This window comes from Croceicoccus mobilis, from assembly GCF_001661965.1.
GTDB classification, from domain to species: Bacteria; Pseudomonadota; Alphaproteobacteria; order Sphingomonadales; family Sphingomonadaceae; genus Croceicoccus; species Croceicoccus mobilis.
Window position 1 is genome coordinate 29,638 of the sequence record NZ_LYWZ01000011.1, and the last position, 15,808, is coordinate 45,445.

Consider the following 15,808-nt stretch of genomic DNA (forward strand, 5'->3'; position numbering starts at 1 on the left):
ACCTGCGCGACCTCGCTCGTTGCGCGGGGAACGTCACCCGCCAGAAAAATGTAATGCTTGATACATAAAGCTTGATGGCCGCGCCAGCAATTAATATAGCGAGCGCTACATTAAACCAATCGGGAGCCTTATCTTGAAAGCATCCATCTTCCACAGCCGCGGCAACATTCGTTGCGAGGACGTTCCCGATCCGGTCATTTCCTCCCCCGACCAGATGATCGTCGCGATCGAAGCGACCTCGATCTGCGGGTCGGACCTGTACCTTTACGAGGGGCCGTTCGATGCCTTGGTCCCGGGCGGGCATGTCACCGGGCATGAAATCCTCGGCAGGGTAATCGACGTCGGCAAGGACGTCGCCCGCTTCCGCAAGGGTGACCGCATCACCACGCCGTTCTCGCTGGCGTGCCATCACTGCGCGATGTGCGAGATCGGCATGACTGGGCACTGCGAAACGACTCAAAATGCCTGTTATGGATACGGCCCTGCCTCGGGCAATCTGGGCGGCAGCCACGCGGAGGCGGCAATCGTTCATCTTGCCGATGTTAACGCCCGGATCGTGCCGGATTCCATCGCCGCAGCCGATGCCATCACGCTTTCTTGCAATTTGCCGACCGCCCTCCTCGGAGTTGAGGCTGCTGGCCTCAAGCCGGGTGAAACCATCGCCATCGTCGGCTGCGGGCCGACCGCGTTAATGACGCTCGATCTCGTCCTGAAGCGTCAGCCCGGCCGGGTGGTGGTGCTCGACCGGGTGCCGCATCGCCTTGCCGTGGCCGCCGCCAAGGGAGTGGTCGCCATCAATATCGACGAGGCGGACTGGCTGGACCGCGCCCGCGCGGAAGCCGGCCGGAGCGGGTTCGACCGGGTTATCGAGGTCGTCGGCTCGAACGAAAGCATCGGCGCGGCCCTGTCGCTGATTCGGCCCGGCGGTACGATCGTCGGCCTGGGCTGCTTTGCGGTGCCCGAGATCCGCATGGACCCGTTCATCGCCTCGCTGCGCAACATCAACATTCGCATGGAAGGCACCGCCAATGTCGCCATGGCGACCGAACAGGCCCTGCAGATGCTGCTCGATGGCGAAGTCAGCCCGCGCGATTATTTCACGCACGAATACGCGCTGGAGAACATCGACGGGGCCTGGGCCGACTTCAGTGCCAAGGACAGCGGGATCATCAAAGCACTGATCAGGCCATGATCCGACCGTGAAGATGATCCCTCCGCCCAGTGGTGGAGGGATCATCACGCGCTTTTGTCAGGATTAGATTCGGAATTCTGCGAAGGTCTCCGGCGCGAACATTTCCTCGATGGTCAGCACGCGTGGCGACAGCCCCTGTTCGTGGTGATAGCGCGTGAAGGTTTCCACCACATGGCGGTTATTCTCGATGCCATAGGGCCACCACTCGCGGCCCATGGTGGCGATCGTTTCTTCCACCATTGCGATCTGCCAAGGCAGCATAGTCTTGAGTGAGGCCGAAATCAGTAGTTCCTCGCTCGCCAGCCGCTTGGCCTCGCTGAAGGCCTTGTACAGCGCCTGCGCGATCCAGCGGTTCTTCTCGTAGACGTCGCGGCGGATGGCGACGACGTGCATGATCGGGAAGATGTTCGTCTTGGCGAAATAGGCCTTTTCCACGTCGACGAAATTGGGGAAAAGGCGGCGCACGTTCTGCGGCTCGCTGTAGAAGGTCGATGGTGCCCGCGCGGTGTAGAACGCGTCGATCTCGCCGTCGGCCAGCATCCGGCTGAGCGTCTGGGTGGGGCCGATCGGCTCCAGCTTGAAGTGGGGCGGAAGATTGAGCTTGAGCTTTTCCTCGCGCCCCGGCTCCTCCTCGCCGCCGCTCAGATAGGTGACCGAAGCGGGTTCGACCCCGTATTCGTCCTGCAATATCCCACGAATCCAGACCGGCGCGGTCATCTGGTATTCGGGCACGCCGATGCGCTTGCCGACTAGATCCTGCGGCTTTTCGATGCCGCTGCGGCTCGAGACGAAGATGCAGGAATGGCGGAAGAAGCGCGACGGGAACACCGGGATGGCGATGAAGTCCGGATTGTCGCGGCCGAGGGTCACGCAATAGGACGACATCGACAGTTCGGCGACGTCGAACTCGCGGTTGCGCAGCATCCGGAAGAACGTCTCTTCGACGTCGAGCACCTGGAAGTTGAGGTCGATGCCATCGGGCCGGACCGTGCCGTTCTGCAGGGCCTGCGTGCGATCATAGCCCCAGCAGGCGAAGGAAAGACTGAGTCTGCTCATGGTGTCGTTTGCTCCAATGCGTTCGAAATGATGGTTTGCGGATCGACCGCTGCGCCCGAACGGCCAGATTCGAGGATCGCCGCGCAGCAAGCCACGGTTTCGAGGCCCCATCGCCCCCCGTGGACCGGTGGTGCGCTATCGAGAACCGCCTTGGCCAGTTCGTCGATCACCGCGGCCCGGGGGGCGGCAGGCGGATCGACGGCCAGCCAATCCGTCCCCTCGTCGCCGTGGATCTCGATCCCGGTCGGGAGGATCTTCAGGTCAGCCCGTTCGCAGCTGGCGATGATTAAGCCGAAATGTTCGTGATGCGGGGCGGGGGGATCTTCGGCGAAACGCGGCCCGAAGGTGCGGCCGAGCTTCGCGGCTTCCTGTCCGGCCCTGTCGAGCCCGGCGATGGCCTCGCGTGTGGCGGCGTGGCGTCCCGGTTGTTTAGGGTAGCCCAGCTCCGATATCCAGCCAACCAGTTCGTCGCTGTCATAGTGGGCATAGCCGCTGTAGGTCAGCGACGCGCCGCTGCCGTCGGCGAAATCGAGCAGCGCCTGGTAAGCTCCCTCGCAACCCCTGGCCGCGTCCCAGGAACCGACGAACGCGCGCACGCCGGTGACCGGCTGGCCGACCAGGCGGCGCACGACATCGACCTGGTGCGCGGCCTGACTGTAGACGACGCCGCCACCGCGGCTGGTATCGAGTTCGGCAGGGCGTCGCGGCCGGTACAGGAAATCGGTGAAGTTGAGCGCCGTGACCATGCGCACCCGTCCGAACCGGCCCGAGGCGATGAGGGTCGCGGCGCTGCGCACAGGCTCGTCGAAGCCATGGCTGGGACCGACGATCAGGAAGCGTCCGGCATCTTCGGCAGCGCGCACCATGGCGGCGCATTCAGCGACCGATACGGCCATCGGCTTTTCGACAAGGACGTGCTTGCCGGCCGCCAGTGCAGCGATCGCCTGTGCGGCGTGCCATTCGTGCGGGGAGGCGATGTAAACCGCGTCGATCGCGCTATCGGCGAGCAGGTCGTCGAGCGAGGCATACCCCGTCGCGGAAAATTCGGCGGCGAACCGGTCGCTTGCTTCGGGCCGCGGGTCAAACGCCGCGCCCAGGGCAATGCGCGGATCGCGGCGCAGCGCGGGCAGGGTGAGGACAAAGCCGCGCCCTAGGCCCACAACCCCCAGGCGGATGGTGTTCACGCAACTGTCCTTTCGCGAAGAAGTCGACGACGCCCGAGAATGCGGGTGCTTGCAAAGCACAATACATCTATATAGAAGTATGTGCAAGGAGCGTGAGCGAGTCGGTACACGGTCCGCGCAATTTTGCCTCTGGAGGTCTCGATGACGCCCGAACAGAACGATCTTCTCTGCCGTGTCGAAGGCGCTGCGCCGATGGGGCAGCTGATGCGCCAGCATTGGATGCCAGCCTGCATGATCGAGGAAGTGGCCGAACCCGACGGCACGCCGCTTAAGGTGCGGCTGCTGGGCGAGGACATGGTGGTGTTCCGCGACACCAATGGTCGCGTCGGCGCGCTCGACGAATTCTGCCCGCACCGCCGCGCGTCGCTCTCGTTCGGTCGCAACGAGGAATGCGGCCTGCGCTGCCTCTACCACGGCTGGAAGTTCGACGTTGACGGCAACGCAGTCGACATGTCGTCCGAACCGGTCGACGCCAAGCTGCGCAGCACGATGAAGACCAAAGCATATCCGGTCCGCGAAGCTGGCGGCTTCATCTGGGTGTGGATGGGCGATCCCGGCAATGTTGCCGAATTCGATCCGCCGAACTGGGCCGCCGCCCCGGACGACAAGATCAGCATCGTCAAGATGCACGGCGCGTGCAACTGGGCGCAGGTGCTCGAAGGCTCGATCGATTCCGCGCACAGTTCGAGCCTGCATTCCTCCAACATGCCGGCCGCGCTCGACGTCGCCGGGTCGACCGCGACAGACACCGCCTGGCTGCGCCCGTCGGCCGACAAGGCACCCCGGATCGAGGTGGAGAAGACGCCGTTCGGTTTCCGCTATGTCGCGATCCGCAAGCCGATCGTCGATGCCGACAAGCAGGACTATGTCCGCATGACGCTGTTCGTCGCGCCGTTCACCGTGCATATTCCCTCGAACGACCGCTATCACCTCAGCCAGATGCTGGTGCCGATCGACGATGTGAACACCATGTTTTACTGGATCGCCTGGCATCCGACCAAGGGCATCGGACAGGACGAATGGCGCCGCTTCTGCGGGGCGGAAGTGGGCAAGGACGTCGAGCCTGTGACCTTCCGCAAGGTTCGCAACGCAGAAAACAACTACCTGCAGGACCGCGACGCGATGAAGCAGGGGGACTTCACCGGCATCTACGGCATCCCGACGCAGGACATGGCGATGTGGGAATCAATGGGCGCCATCGCCGATCGCAGCGAAGATCGCCTCGGGTCGAGCGACAAGGCGATCTTCACCTTCCGCACCCAGATGTACCGCGCCGCCCAGGCGGTGCAGCAAGGCGAAGCCGCGATCGGCACGGTTGAGCCGCGCGTCCCGCATGGCAAGTTGATGTCGTTCGAGGGCATGGTCCCCAAGGGCGACGACTGGCGCAATCTCAATGTTTCCGACGAGGAACTGCGCATCCGGGCCAATCAAGCCGCCCGAAAGGGTCGCACGGTAGAAGCTGCCGAAAGCGTCGCATGATGGAAGCGGCAACCGCTGCCGGTCTCGATGATGGCGCTCTTTCTGCCTTCGTCGAGATGGTTCTCGGTGAAGACCTCGGCGCGGGCGATGCCACGAGCAACGCCACAATCCCGCCGGACATGCGCTTTTCGGCCGTTCTGGCCGCCCGCCAGCCAATCGTGGTGGCCGGGCTGGAGCTGGCAGCGGCGTTCTTCCGCAGGCTCGATCCCGCGGTCGAAATCGAATTTGTCGCCAAGGACGGCGAGGCTGTGGATGCGGGAACCCCGATCCTGCGCCTTGCCGGGCTGGCGCGGCCGATGCTCGCCGCCGAACGCTCGGCGCTCAACACGCTACAACACCTCAGCGGCATCGCCACGGTGACGCGCGAATATGCCGACGCCATCGCGGGCACCGGCTGCATTCTGCTCGATACGCGCAAGACGATTCCGGGCCTGCGCGTGATCGAGAAATATGCGGCCCGCATGGGCGGCGCGCAGAACCACCGGATGCGGCTCGACGACGGCATCCTCATCAAGGACAACCACATCGCGGCGCGCGGCGGCGTGGCCGCGACGGTCGCAGCCGCCAAGGCGGCGAACACCGGGCTCGAGGTTCAGGTCGAGGTCGATACGGTCGACCAGATCGAACCGGCGCTCAAGGCAGGCGCCGACCGGCTGCTGTGCGACAACATGGACCTTGCCACATTGCGCGAAGCGGTCCGGGTGGTTGCCGGGCGGGTGCCGATTGAGGCGTCGGGCGGCGTCCGGCTCAATACAATCCGCGATATCGCGCTGACCGGGGTGACCTACGTCTCGGTCGGCCGGATTACCCAGAGTTCCCCGGCAGCCGACATCGGTCTCGACTACTCGCCGACAGCCGCCTGACCGCAAGCCGGTCACGGCTCCAACCAAGGATAATACAGTGCAGCTCTCCGTCGCCGAAACCTTTTCCGGCACCCTGCGCACGCTGGACTCACTGCTGGAAAAGGCCGCCGATCAGGGCGGCAAGGACGCCGATGAACTGATGAGCGCGCGGCTAGCCCCGGACATGTATCCTCTGGCCACGCAGGTCTGTTTCGCGGTCTACCATGCGCTGGAAATTCCCCATCGCCTGCGCGGCGAACCGGTCCCCGAAAGTGTCGTCGCCCATGTGATGGCCGGGCTCGATCCCGACAATCCCGGAACCCTCGCTGCTGCGCGCGCGCGGGTTGCGGATGCCATCGCCATCCTCGAAACTGCACCCGCGGCAAACCCGACCCCGCTCGGTGATGCGATGGTGCGGATCGAGCAGCCCAATGGCACCTTCGCCATGACCGGCGAGCAATATGTCCGCGACTGGGCCATGCACCAGTTCTACTTTCATGTGATGACTGCCTACGCCATCCTGCGCGCCGCGGGGATCGCAATCGGCAAAGCCGATTACATGCCCTTCGCCCGGTTCAAGGTCGCGTGAGCGCCGGGGCGTCGGACATGGCGCAGAGGCCGGCGACGGCGCGGGAAGTCCACCTGCTGCGCCGTCCCGGTGCGCGCATGGCAGCCGACGATCTCGGCATCGCGACGGTCGCGGTGCCGCCACTCCAGCCGGGACAGTTCCTGGTTCGCAACCGGCTGATCGCGCTCGATCCGGTCCGCAGGGTGTTCTTCGCCGACGGCACTGCGCCGCTCAACGCCGCGCTGTTCGGCTTCGCGATCGGAACCGTGACCGAGAGCCGCCACCCTGACTTTCCCGAGGGCGCGATCGTCGCGCACCACGGCGGGTTTCGCGACTGGGCAATATCGACCGGCGCCAACGCGCGCCTCATCCCGCCGACCGACGATCCGCTCGAATGGCACGCCGACGCGCTCGGGGTCGGCGGCTTCTTCGCTTATGTCGGCCTGTTCGAGATCGGCCAGCTCCGTCCGGGTGAGACGGTTTTCGTTTCCTCGGCCGCGGGCTCGGTGGGCAGCCTCGTGACGCAGATGGCGCGGATCACGGGCTGCCGGGTGATCGCCAGCGCCGGGTCGGAGGCGAAATGCGCCTGGCTGCGCGAGGTCGCGGGCGCGGACGCGGCGATCAATTACCGCGATGGCGAGATCGCCGGGCAGTTGTCCGCCGCCGCGCCCGACGGCATCGACCTGTTCTTCGACAATGTCGGCGGGCAGCAACTCGACGCCGCGCTGGGCGTCATGGCCAAGGGCGGACGGGTCGTCATTGCCGGCATGGTTTCGGCTTACGATGCGCTCGAGCCGCTTAGCGAGCGTCACGGCGGCTGGACCAAGCAGATGCTGACCAGCCAGGTTTCGCTGCGCTCCTTCGATGCCTTCGAGCACACGAGGTTGTGGCCCAAGTTCCAGCGCGCGGTCGGCGGCTGGCTGCGGTCCGGGGCGATCAGCGCGCAGATCCATGTGCTCGACGGGATCGAAGCCGTGCCCGACGCTTTCGTTGATCTGCTGGCCGGAGTTCGCCAGGGCAAGACCCTGGTGAGGGTCGGTTGACCGTGTTGCGCGATCCCGCCGATGCCCCGATCGACCGCCGCGAGGATGGCGGACCGGTGAGCACCGGCGCGCCGGAGGCTGGCGGCGCCAGCAGCGCAATTCCCCCGGAGATCGACGGCCTGCCGATGCCGCGCCGCGCGATCGCAGCTTCGGCGGTGATCCTGGCGGTCGTGATCATGACGCTCGACACCGCGATGATCGCGGTCGCCCTGCCGGCGATGGCGCGCGACCTCGGCCTTTCGGCAGCGGCATCGACCTGGATCGTCAACAGCTTCCTGATCGTGATCGTGGCCACCCTGCTGCCACTTGCCGCGCTGGGCGAGGCGATTGGCTATCGCAAGGTCTACCTCGCTGGCTTGGGGCTGTTCCTGGCCGGATCTGTCGCGTGCTATCTGTCTTCGGATTTCGCGCTGCTGATGATGGCAAGACTTGCTCAGGGCCTGGGTGCGGCCGGGGTCATGGCGGTCAACGGCGCGCTCGTGCGGTTCATCTATCCTGGCCCCGATCTGCGTAAGGGGATATCCGTCAACGCGATGATGGCGGCAATCTCTTCGGCGGCAGGGCCGGCGGCAGCGGGGCTGCTGCTGACGATGGGTGGCTGGCGGCTGCTGTTCGGGCTGGAGATTCCGCTGACGCTGTTGTCGCTGCTACTGGGCCTGCGCACCCTGCCGGGCCAGTCCGGTTCGGTCGATCGGATCGACGGTCGTGCCGCGGTGCTGACGGCGCTCTCGATGGGCCTGATCGGCTATGGCCTGACCGAATTGGTTCAGCCCGCGATCCACTGGTCTGCCGCTTCGTCGCTGGCCCTCGGCTGCGGCGGCATCGCGCTCCTTGTACGCCGCTTGCGCAACGATCCGGCACCGCTGCTCCCGCTCGACCTGCTCAGGGTGACGGCCCTCAGATTGTCCTATGCCGCGTCGATCTGCGTCTTTGCCGCGCAGATGGTGGCGATGATCGCGCTGCCTTTCTTCCTGCACGCCGTCCACGGCTACAGCGCGACGACGATCGGCACGATCCTGTCCGCCTGGCCAGTAGGGATCGCGCTGGGGGCGCTGGTCTCGGCCCGGCTTAAATATCCGCTCTCGACAATCGGGCTGGGCGGGTTGACGGTATTTGCCGCGGGCATGGCGCTGCTGGCGGCATTCGCAGGCCTAGGAGGAGTGGCCTTGCTGGCCGCCGGCGCTTTCGTCAGCGGTGCCGGCTTCGGGCTGTTCCAGACCCCCAACAACAGCATCATGATCTTGGCCAGCGACGTCCGCCGCAGCGGCGCGGCAGCCGGGATGCAAGGGGCCGCGCGCGTGACCGGGCAGATGCTTGGGGCCGCATTGGCCGCGTTGTGTCTTGGCCTGTTCGGCACCGGAAGTGTCGTGCCATTGTGGGCCGCGCTGGTGCTGGTGATGCTGGCCTTCGCCGCCGCCAATGCCCGGCTGCTGGCGAAGCGCAAGGGCTGAACCGAAGCGTTCATAGCGGCAAGCGCAGGATCAGGGCGGCAACAGGCGGTGGCGTTGGCTCGCCGCCACACCGATGATCCATTCGCGCGCCGCCTTGATCCGGGCAAGCTGGTGTGTGTCCTTGTGGGTGACGAGCCAGAATGTGCGTTCGATGCGCTTGTCCGGCAGGACCGGGGCCAGCCGGGGATCGAGATCGCCGATGAAGCACGGCAGCACCCCGATGCCCGATCCTGCCGCGATGAGCTGGTGCTGGGTATTGATGCTCGACGAGCGCAAGGACAGGGGAAGGTCGGGATAAATCTCGTCGAGGTAGCGCAGTTCCGGCGCGTAGATCAGGTCCGGGATGTAGCCGATGAGATGGTGGCCGGCGACCAGATCGCCCGCTTCGCGCGGCATCGCGTGGCGAGCCAGGTAGTCTTTGCTGGCATAGAGGCGAAGCGCGTAATTGCTGAGCTTGCTGGCGATCACCGGGCCGCCCTTCGGGCGCGACAGCATGATCGCCATGTCGGCCTCGCGCTTGGTCAGGCTGAGAAAGCCGGTAGTCGCAACGAGGTCGATGACAAGGTCTGGATGGGCCGCGACGAATTCGGGAACGTGGGCGGCAAGAAACCAGCTGCCGAAGCCTTCGCTGACGCTGAGCAGCAAGATGCCTGTCAGGCGATTGCTTGCGCCGGGGCGGTTCGCCTCGTTCACCACCGCGGCCGCCTGGGCCATGGCCTCGATGAAAGGCAGCAGCCGCTCGCCCGCCTCGGTCAGCACCTGCCCGGAATTGCCCTGTTCGAACAAGGTCGTCCCAGCCGCGCCTCGAGCCTGCTGAGCCGCCTTCTGACGGTTGTGCCGTCCACGCAGAGCGCGGCGCCCGCGCTGGCAAGCCGGTTGGTTCGCGAAAGCGCGAGGAAGACCTGAAGATCGTACCAGTCAGTTATGACCTGCATAAATGCAGTTTATAAACGCAAAATCTCACCTTGCCTGCAAAAATATCGCATGACAGGGGGCCGGATACTTTTCGGAGAGAATTCACCATCAGTCAGATCGATCATTTCGCTGTCGGCGGATCCAAAGCCACCGGCGCACGCAAGCACCAGGTCTGGAACCCGTCGACCGGCGAAGTGCAGGCCGAGGTCGCCATTGGCGATGCCGAGCTCCTCCAGCGTACGATCGATGCGGCGAAGACAGCCCAGCCCGAGGGGGCCGCGACGAATCCGCAAAGGCGCACCCGGGTGATGTTCAAATTCAAGCGGCTGGTCGAAGCCAACAAACAGGTGCTCGCCGAGCTGCTGTCGGGCGAGCATGGCAAGGTCGTAGACGACGCGCATGGCGATATCCAGCGCGGGCTCGAAGTGATCGCGTTCGCCTGCGGCATCCCGCAGGTGCTGAAGGGCGAGTACACCCAGGGCGCCGGGTCCGGCATCGACGTTTATTCGATACACCAGCCGCTCGCCGCCATGATGAACAAGGAAATGGTCAACATCGCCCTCGAGACGACGCTCGACGAGGGCCTGCCGGCCGAACGCCGGATATTCCAGATCCTGACGGCGATCGAAGACAAGGGCGAAGGCATGGCGGCCTTCGTCGAGAGGCGCCCCGGCGAGTGGAAAGGACGATAGGACATGAAAATCGCATTCATCGGACTTGGCAACATGGGCGGCGGAATGGCCGCGAATTTGGCCCAGGCGGGCCACGAGGTCCGCGCTTTTGACCTTGCGCCCACTGCCCTGGCGCGGGCCGAGGAGGCCGGGTGCACCGCGTTCACCTCGGTCCGCGAGGCGGTTGACGGGGTCGATGCGGTGGTCTCGATGCTGCCCAACGGCAAGATCGTCGACAGCGTCTACCGCACCGACGTGATCGGCGTGGCGCCAGTCTCGGCGCTCCTGCTCGACTGTTCGACCATCGATGTAGCCACCGCCAAGGCGGTGGGCGAAGCAGCCTGCTCCGCGGGCTACGAGGCGGTCGATGCGCCGGTTTCGGGCGGGATTGCCGCTGCCAACGCGGGCACGCTGACCTTCATGGTCGGCGGATCGGACGAGGCCTTTGCCCGCGCCGAACCGATCCTTGCCATTATGAGCAAGGCGGTGATCCATGCTGGCGGTGCCGGCGCGGGGCAAGCCGCCAAGATCTGCAACAACATGGCGCTCGGCATCCACATGATCGGCACGACCGAGGCTTTCGCGATGGCGCAGAAGCTGGGCCTCGATCCGCAGCGCTTCTACGAAATCATCTCGGTTTCTTCGGGCCAGTCTTGGTCGGTCACCAGCTATTGCCCGGTGCCCGGTGTCGGGCCGCAGAGCCCGGCCGACAACGGCTACAAGCCGGGCTTCGCGGGGGCGCTGATGCTCAAGGACCTCGGCTTGGCGATGGAGGCGGCCGGGACCGCCGGGATCGATGCCGAGATGGGCAAGCGCGCCTTCGAGCTTTACAGCGCCTGGGTCGCAGCGGGGAACGGCGACGTCGATTTCTCGGGCATCATCCAGAGCCTTTGACATCTCTTGCGCGAAGGTCAGCCCTGCGCAGCATTTCGGAAGGGAAACCCGCCGTGAACGAAGACAAAGCCATCTACATCGTGTCCGGTGTCCGCACTGCCATCGGCAGTTTCGGCGGGGGGCTGTCGTCGTTCCGGCCGGCGGAGCTGGGTGCGATCGTCATCCGCGAAGCCATCGCCCGCGCCGGCATCGCCGCGAGCGACGTCCAAAATGTGGTGATTGGCAACGTCGTACCGAGCCAGCCCAAGGACGTCTACATTAGCCGCATGGCCGCCGTGAATGCAGGCATCTCGATTGAGGCGCCGGCGATGAACGTCAACCGCCTGTGCGGTTCGGGCCTGCAGGCCATCGTCTCGGCGGCGCAAGGACTGGCGCTCGGCGAATTCGACATCGCCATCGGCGGCGGCGCGGAAAGCATGTCCAATGCGCCGCACATGCTGCTGACCGGTCGCAAGGGCCGCAAGATGGGCGACCTTGTGCTGCTCGACGCCATGCTGGGCGCGCTGCACGATCCGTTCGGGGACTATCATATGGGCGTGACGGCGGAAAACGTCGCCGAAAAGGTCGGCATCTCGCGCGCCGCGCAGGACGAGGCCGCGGTAGAAAGCCATCGCCGCGCCGCAGCGGCGGTGTCGGGCGGCTATTTCAAGGATCAGATCGTCCCGATCGAAATCGCATCGCGCAAGGGCACGGTCGTGTTCGACACTGACGAGCACGTCCGCGGCGATGCCAGCATGGAGGCGATGGCCGGGCTGAAGCCGGTGTTCAAGAAAGACGGGACCGTCACCGCCGGCAATGCCTCGGGCATCAACGATGGCGCCGGCGCGATCGTGCTGGCAAGCGGCAAGGTCGTGGCCGAGCGGGGCCTCAAGCCGATGGCGCGCATCCTGTCCTGGGGGCACGCCGGCGTCGAACCGTCGCTGATGGGGCTCGGCCCGGTCAAGGCGGTTCCGGTGGCGCTCACCCGCGCGGGCCTGACGCTCGATCAGATCGACGTGATCGAATTGAACGAAGCCTTCGCGGCGCAGGCCTGCGGGGTGGCCAAACTGCTCGGTTTTGATCCGGCGAAGACCAATCCCAACGGTTCGGGCATCTCGCTGGGTCATCCGATCGGCGCGACGGGCGCGATTCTGACCATCAAGGCGATGTACGAACTGCGCCGCACCGGTGGCCGTTACGGCCTCATGACGATGTGTATCGGTGGCGGGCAGGGCATCGCGATGGTGATCGAGGCGATGTGACCGTCACGGCGTGCGCGCGCCCGGGAATGCCGGCGCGCATCGCCATCGGCGCGACGCTTCAGCTGAATTCTTCGGTGTCGATGGTTGCCAGCATCGCGTCGGGATAGCGGTGTCCCGCAACGCTCAGCTGGTTTATCAGCGCACCGGCATTTTCCAGCACGGTCGGGGCAACCTCGATGGAAGCCGCGGCGATATTTTCCCGCATGTGAGCCACACTGGTCGTGCCGGGGATCGCGTGGAGATGGTCGCCCTGCGCCAACACCCAGGCCAGAGCCAGTTGCGCCGGCGCCAGCCCGGCGCTTGCCGCCAGCGCCTCGAAACGCTCGATCAACGCCAGATTCTTGGGCCAGTTGTCGGCGCTGAAGCGCGGGTGGGTACGACGCAGGTCCCTCTCTCCCAGCGCCGAAGGGTCCCTGAGCTCCCCCCCAAGGGCGCCGCGGGCGACCGGGGAAAAGGCGACCAGCGCAATGCCGAGCGCGCGGGTCGTCTCCAGCACGCCCAGTTCGGCATTGCGCGTCCACAGCGACATTTCCGTCTGCACCGCCGCCATCGGATGCACGCTGTGCGCCTCGCGGATATGGGCCGACGACCATTCCGACACGCCATAGGCGCCGATCATCCCGGCCTCGATCGCGCGCACCATCGCGCCCACGCTGTCGGCAATCGGCACCTTGGGGTCGAAGCGGTGCATGTAGAACAGATCGAGGTGATCGGTGCCGAGCCGGCGAAGGCTGGCATCGAGCGAGGCCGCGATTCCATCGGGCGAGCAATCGATCCCGCGCCGGGGACCATCGACGATGATCCCGGTCTTGCTGGCGAGCATGAATTCCGCGCGCCGGTGCATCACCGCATCGCGCAGCAATTCCTCGTTTGTGCCGGCGCCGTAGATATTGGCGGTGTCGAGATGGTCGTAGCCCGCATCGAGCGCGGCGTTCAGCAACCTCACCTTGTCGTCATGCGGGGGCGGATCGCCATAGGCCCATGACAGGCTCATGCAGCCCAGACCGACCGGGTTTACGAGACGTCCGCACAGCCGCCGCATCGATCAGCTCCAGCCGTCCTGCGCTTCCAGGCTGGCGGCAAGCTCGCCGATTACGCGGTAGCAGTCGAGCACCTGCGCCACGCTCGAATTCGGCTCGCGCCCCTCGCGGATGGCAGCGATGAATTCGCGATCCTGCAATTCGATCCCGTTGTTGCTCACCGCCACCCCGCTGAGGTCGATCGGCTCTTCCTTGCCGTTCACCAGATCGTCGTAGCGCGCGATATAGGTGCCGGTGTCGCCGATGTAGCGGAAGAAGGTGCCGAGCGGTCCGTCGTTGTTGAAGCTCAGCGACAATGTGCAGATCGCATCGCTCTCGCTCTTGAGCTGGATCGACATGTCCATTGCGATGCCGAGTTCGGGGTGCCTGGGCCCCTGCATCGCGTGGGCCGAGACGATCCGGCCCGCCTGGTAGGCGAACAGGTCGATGGTGTGCGCGGCGTGGTGCCATAGCAGGTGGTCGGTCCAGCTGCGCGGTTCGCCCTTGGCATTCATGTTCTTGCGACGGAAGAAATAGGTCTGGACGTCCATCTGCTGGAGTGCAAGCTCGCCCGCGACGATCCGGCTATGGACGTACTGGTGGCTCGGATTGAAGCGGCGGGTGTGCCCGACCATGCAGACGAGGCCGGTCTCGCGCTGCTTGGCTAGCACCGCCTCGGCATCAGCCCAGCTGTCGCACAGCGGGATTTCGACCTGCACGTGCTTGCCTGCTTCCATGCAGGCGATCGCCTGGGCGGCGTGCAACTGCGTTGGTGTGCACAGGATGACGGCGTCCACATCGTCGCGGGCGAGCGCGTCACCCAGTTCGGTTGAGGAATGGCGTGCGCCGTATTTCTGAGCGACGGCGGCGGCCTGTTCCGCGGTCCGGCTGATGATCGAGACGATCTCGACGCCATCGGTATTCCTGAGCCCGTCCAGATGCTTTTCCCCGAAAGCGCCGGCGCCGGCGAGTGCAATTCTCATTGTGTTCTCCGCGTGAAAGTCAGGTTGGCAATCAGACCCGTGACCGGATGAATCGCAGAAGTTCGCTGTGCTGGACCTGCACCTTGGTTACCGAGGCGCGATAATCCTCGGCCCGTTCCTTGCCCAGGATCAGGACGGGCCATTTCGCCTGATGACGATCAAGCATTTCGAAGAACGCGCGTCGCTGGCGATCGAATTTGGCCAGAAGGGTAGGTTGGCCGGCAGCAAATTCGCGCGCCGCCATGTCAATCAGGATCGTCACCTCCCGGCGGTGTTCCTGCCGCGCTGTTCCATACGATTTCATCCAGTCCTCAGGTTTGTCGACAGTGAGCCGAGTCAGCTCCTTGTGCAGATTCTTCACGAGCAACATCTGGTACAAAATGACGCCCTTACTTGAGATTGGCTTTTCCCCGTTCGGGTTTTTCAGTCCGTGCGCGGTTCGAGAACGATATGACCGATTGCCGTATTGGAGCACGGAATATGGTAGTGACGGTGAAGGCGCTTTACTTTCATGCCAAGCGCACCCCGCATTATGAGCCACATTACCATTTCGATTCCTTCGCTGCCGGTTTCGCGCAGATATTCTATATGCGAGATGTGCCTTACGTCGTCATTATCCGCTTCCAGCATGTCGAGGAAGCGGTTGTCCCACTCGCGGTTGAGCAGCCCGGCACGCGGGCCCTGCAGTTGGTGGCTCATCCCGCCGGTGCCCCAGACCTGCACCTTGAGGTCTTCGGGGAAGCTGGCCACCGCCCGCGCGATCGCCTCGCCCAGCGCCCAGCAGCGGTTGCCCGATGGCACCGGATAGGTGACGACATTGACCGCCAGCGGCACGACCTTGACCGGCCAGCGCTCTGGCTGGCCGAACATCATGCTCAGCGGCACGGTAAGCCCGTGATCGACGTCCATCTCGTTGATGATGGTCATATCGAAATCGTCGAGGATCAGGCTCTGCGCGATGTGCCAGGCGAGATCGGCGTGGCCTTCGACGTCGGGCACCGGGCGCGGCCCCCAGCCCTCGTCCGCGGGCCTGTAGCGCTCGCCGCAGCCGATCGCGAAGGTCGGGATGATATTGGCGTCGAAGGCCGATGCGTGATCGTTATAGACCAGGATGACGACGTCGGGCCTCTCGCGCGCTTCCCATGCGCGGGTCCATTCGTAGCCGGCAAAGATCGGACCGAAGTAATCGTCCTGCCACTTGCCCTGATCGATCGCAACGCCCAGCAGGGGGACGTGGCTGGAGCCGATGCCGGAGGTGATGCGGGCCATC

16 protein-coding genes and 2 pseudogenes are annotated in these 15,808 nt (G+C 65.0%); 10 read left to right on the plus strand and 8 right to left on the minus strand.

Translation table 11 applies throughout. From position 1 onward, the window contains the following. Nucleotides 1–133 precede the first annotated feature (133 nt). Nucleotides 134–1,192, plus strand: coding sequence for an alcohol dehydrogenase catalytic domain-containing protein (locus A9D13_RS02910; protein ID WP_066769841.1), 1,059 nt, complete (start codon nt 134–136; stop codon nt 1,190–1,192). 63 nt (nt 1,193–1,255) lie between these two features. Here the strand turns inward: A9D13_RS02910 and A9D13_RS02915 are convergent, their stop codons facing one another. After that, nucleotides 1,256–2,248, minus strand: coding sequence for a substrate-binding domain-containing protein (locus A9D13_RS02915; RefSeq protein ID WP_066769846.1), 993 nt, complete (start codon nt 2,246–2,248; stop codon nt 1,256–1,258). Continuing rightward, nucleotides 2,245–3,432, minus strand: coding sequence for a Gfo/Idh/MocA family protein (locus A9D13_RS02920; RefSeq protein WP_066769848.1), 1,188 nt, complete (start codon nt 3,430–3,432; stop codon nt 2,245–2,247). The genes A9D13_RS02915 and A9D13_RS02920 overlap by 4 nt, the downstream gene beginning before the upstream one ends. A gap of 141 nt (nt 3,433–3,573) precedes the next feature. On the opposite strand from A9D13_RS02920, the gene A9D13_RS02925 reads away from it, so the two are divergent. Genes A9D13_RS02925 through A9D13_RS02945 form a run of 5 tightly spaced genes read left to right on the plus strand, consistent with a single transcriptional unit; the run spans nt 3,574 to nt 8,815 of the window. Further along, entirely contained in the window at nt 3,574–4,911 is a 1,338-nt protein-coding gene (locus A9D13_RS02925) for a Rieske 2Fe-2S domain-containing protein (RefSeq protein WP_066769850.1), read from the plus strand. Then, a complete protein-coding gene (nadC, locus tag A9D13_RS02930) occupies nt 4,908–5,774 on the plus strand; it encodes a carboxylating nicotinate-nucleotide diphosphorylase (RefSeq protein WP_066769860.1) in 867 nt (288 codons plus the stop codon). The genes A9D13_RS02925 and nadC overlap by 4 nt, the downstream gene beginning before the upstream one ends. A gap of 37 nt (nt 5,775–5,811) precedes the next feature. Next, nucleotides 5,812–6,342: a DUF1993 family protein gene (locus tag A9D13_RS02935; RefSeq protein WP_066769862.1), complete on the plus strand. Its 531-nt coding sequence runs from the start codon at nt 5,812–5,814 to the stop codon at nt 6,340–6,342. 17 nt (nt 6,343–6,359) lie between these two features. After that, a complete protein-coding gene (locus A9D13_RS02940) occupies nt 6,360–7,364 on the plus strand; it encodes an MDR family NADP-dependent oxidoreductase (protein WP_156521897.1) in 1,005 nt (334 codons plus the stop codon). A gap of 2 nt (nt 7,365–7,366) precedes the next feature. After that, nucleotides 7,367–8,815, plus strand: coding sequence for an MFS transporter (locus A9D13_RS02945; protein ID WP_156521898.1), 1,449 nt, complete (start codon nt 7,367–7,369; stop codon nt 8,813–8,815). Nucleotides 8,816–8,845: 30 nt separating this feature from the next. Here A9D13_RS02945 and A9D13_RS02950 read toward each other — a convergent pair whose 3' ends face one another. Both A9D13_RS02950 and A9D13_RS21335 read right to left on the minus strand, forming a co-directional pair. Beyond that, a complete protein-coding gene (locus tag A9D13_RS02950; protein WP_308420401.1) occupies nt 8,846–9,601 on the minus strand; it encodes a LysR substrate-binding domain-containing protein in 756 nt (251 codons plus the stop codon). After that, nucleotides 9,568–9,750, minus strand: coding sequence for a helix-turn-helix domain-containing protein (locus A9D13_RS21335; protein ID WP_342341738.1), 183 nt, complete (start codon nt 9,748–9,750; stop codon nt 9,568–9,570). The genes A9D13_RS02950 and A9D13_RS21335 overlap by 34 nt, the downstream gene beginning before the upstream one ends. A gap of 87 nt (nt 9,751–9,837) precedes the next feature. Between A9D13_RS21335 and A9D13_RS02955 the strand changes: the two are divergent. The 4 genes and pseudogenes from A9D13_RS02955 to A9D13_RS02965 all read left to right on the plus strand — a co-directional run. After that, nucleotides 9,838–10,254, plus strand: a pseudogene (locus A9D13_RS02955) (aldehyde dehydrogenase family protein); the annotation flags it as partial. Then, a pseudogene (locus tag A9D13_RS20940) lies at nt 10,249–10,422 on the plus strand (enoyl-CoA hydratase); the annotation flags it as partial. The pseudogenes A9D13_RS02955 and A9D13_RS20940, both read left to right, overlap by 6 nt. Nucleotides 10,423–10,425: 3 nt before the next feature. Then, nucleotides 10,426–11,295 carry a 3-hydroxyisobutyrate dehydrogenase gene (gene mmsB / locus A9D13_RS02960; protein ID WP_066769866.1) on the plus strand — a complete coding sequence of 290 codons (870 nt, stop codon included), beginning with the start codon at nt 10,426–10,428 and terminating at the stop codon, nt 11,293–11,295. Nucleotides 11,296–11,348: 53 nt separating this feature from the next. Then, nucleotides 11,349–12,536, plus strand: coding sequence for an acetyl-CoA C-acyltransferase family protein (locus A9D13_RS02965; protein WP_066769869.1), 1,188 nt, complete (start codon nt 11,349–11,351; stop codon nt 12,534–12,536). Between the two features lie 58 nt (nt 12,537–12,594). Here A9D13_RS02965 and A9D13_RS02970 read toward each other — a convergent pair whose 3' ends face one another. The 4 genes from A9D13_RS02970 to A9D13_RS02985 are packed head-to-tail and all read right to left on the minus strand — an operon-like array spanning nt 12,595 to nt 15,807. After that, the gene (locus A9D13_RS02970) at nt 12,595–13,578 is read right to left on the minus strand and encodes an aldo/keto reductase (protein ID WP_066769872.1); all 984 of its coding nucleotides are present in this window, start codon (nt 13,576–13,578) and stop codon (nt 12,595–12,597) included. A gap of 3 nt (nt 13,579–13,581) precedes the next feature. Beyond that, nucleotides 13,582–14,538 carry a Gfo/Idh/MocA family oxidoreductase gene (locus tag A9D13_RS02975; RefSeq protein ID WP_066769875.1) on the minus strand — a complete coding sequence of 319 codons (957 nt, stop codon included), beginning with the start codon at nt 14,536–14,538 and terminating at the stop codon, nt 13,582–13,584. Nucleotides 14,539–14,569: 31 nt separating this feature from the next. Then, nucleotides 14,570–14,917: a hypothetical protein gene (locus A9D13_RS02980; RefSeq protein WP_172808079.1), complete on the minus strand. Its 348-nt coding sequence runs from the start codon at nt 14,915–14,917 to the stop codon at nt 14,570–14,572. 44 nt (nt 14,918–14,961) lie between these two features. Beyond that, nucleotides 14,962–15,807: a class III extradiol dioxygenase subunit beta gene (locus A9D13_RS02985; protein ID WP_066769880.1), complete on the minus strand. Its 846-nt coding sequence runs from the start codon at nt 15,805–15,807 to the stop codon at nt 14,962–14,964. Between the last annotated feature and the right edge of the window lies 1 nt (nt 15,808).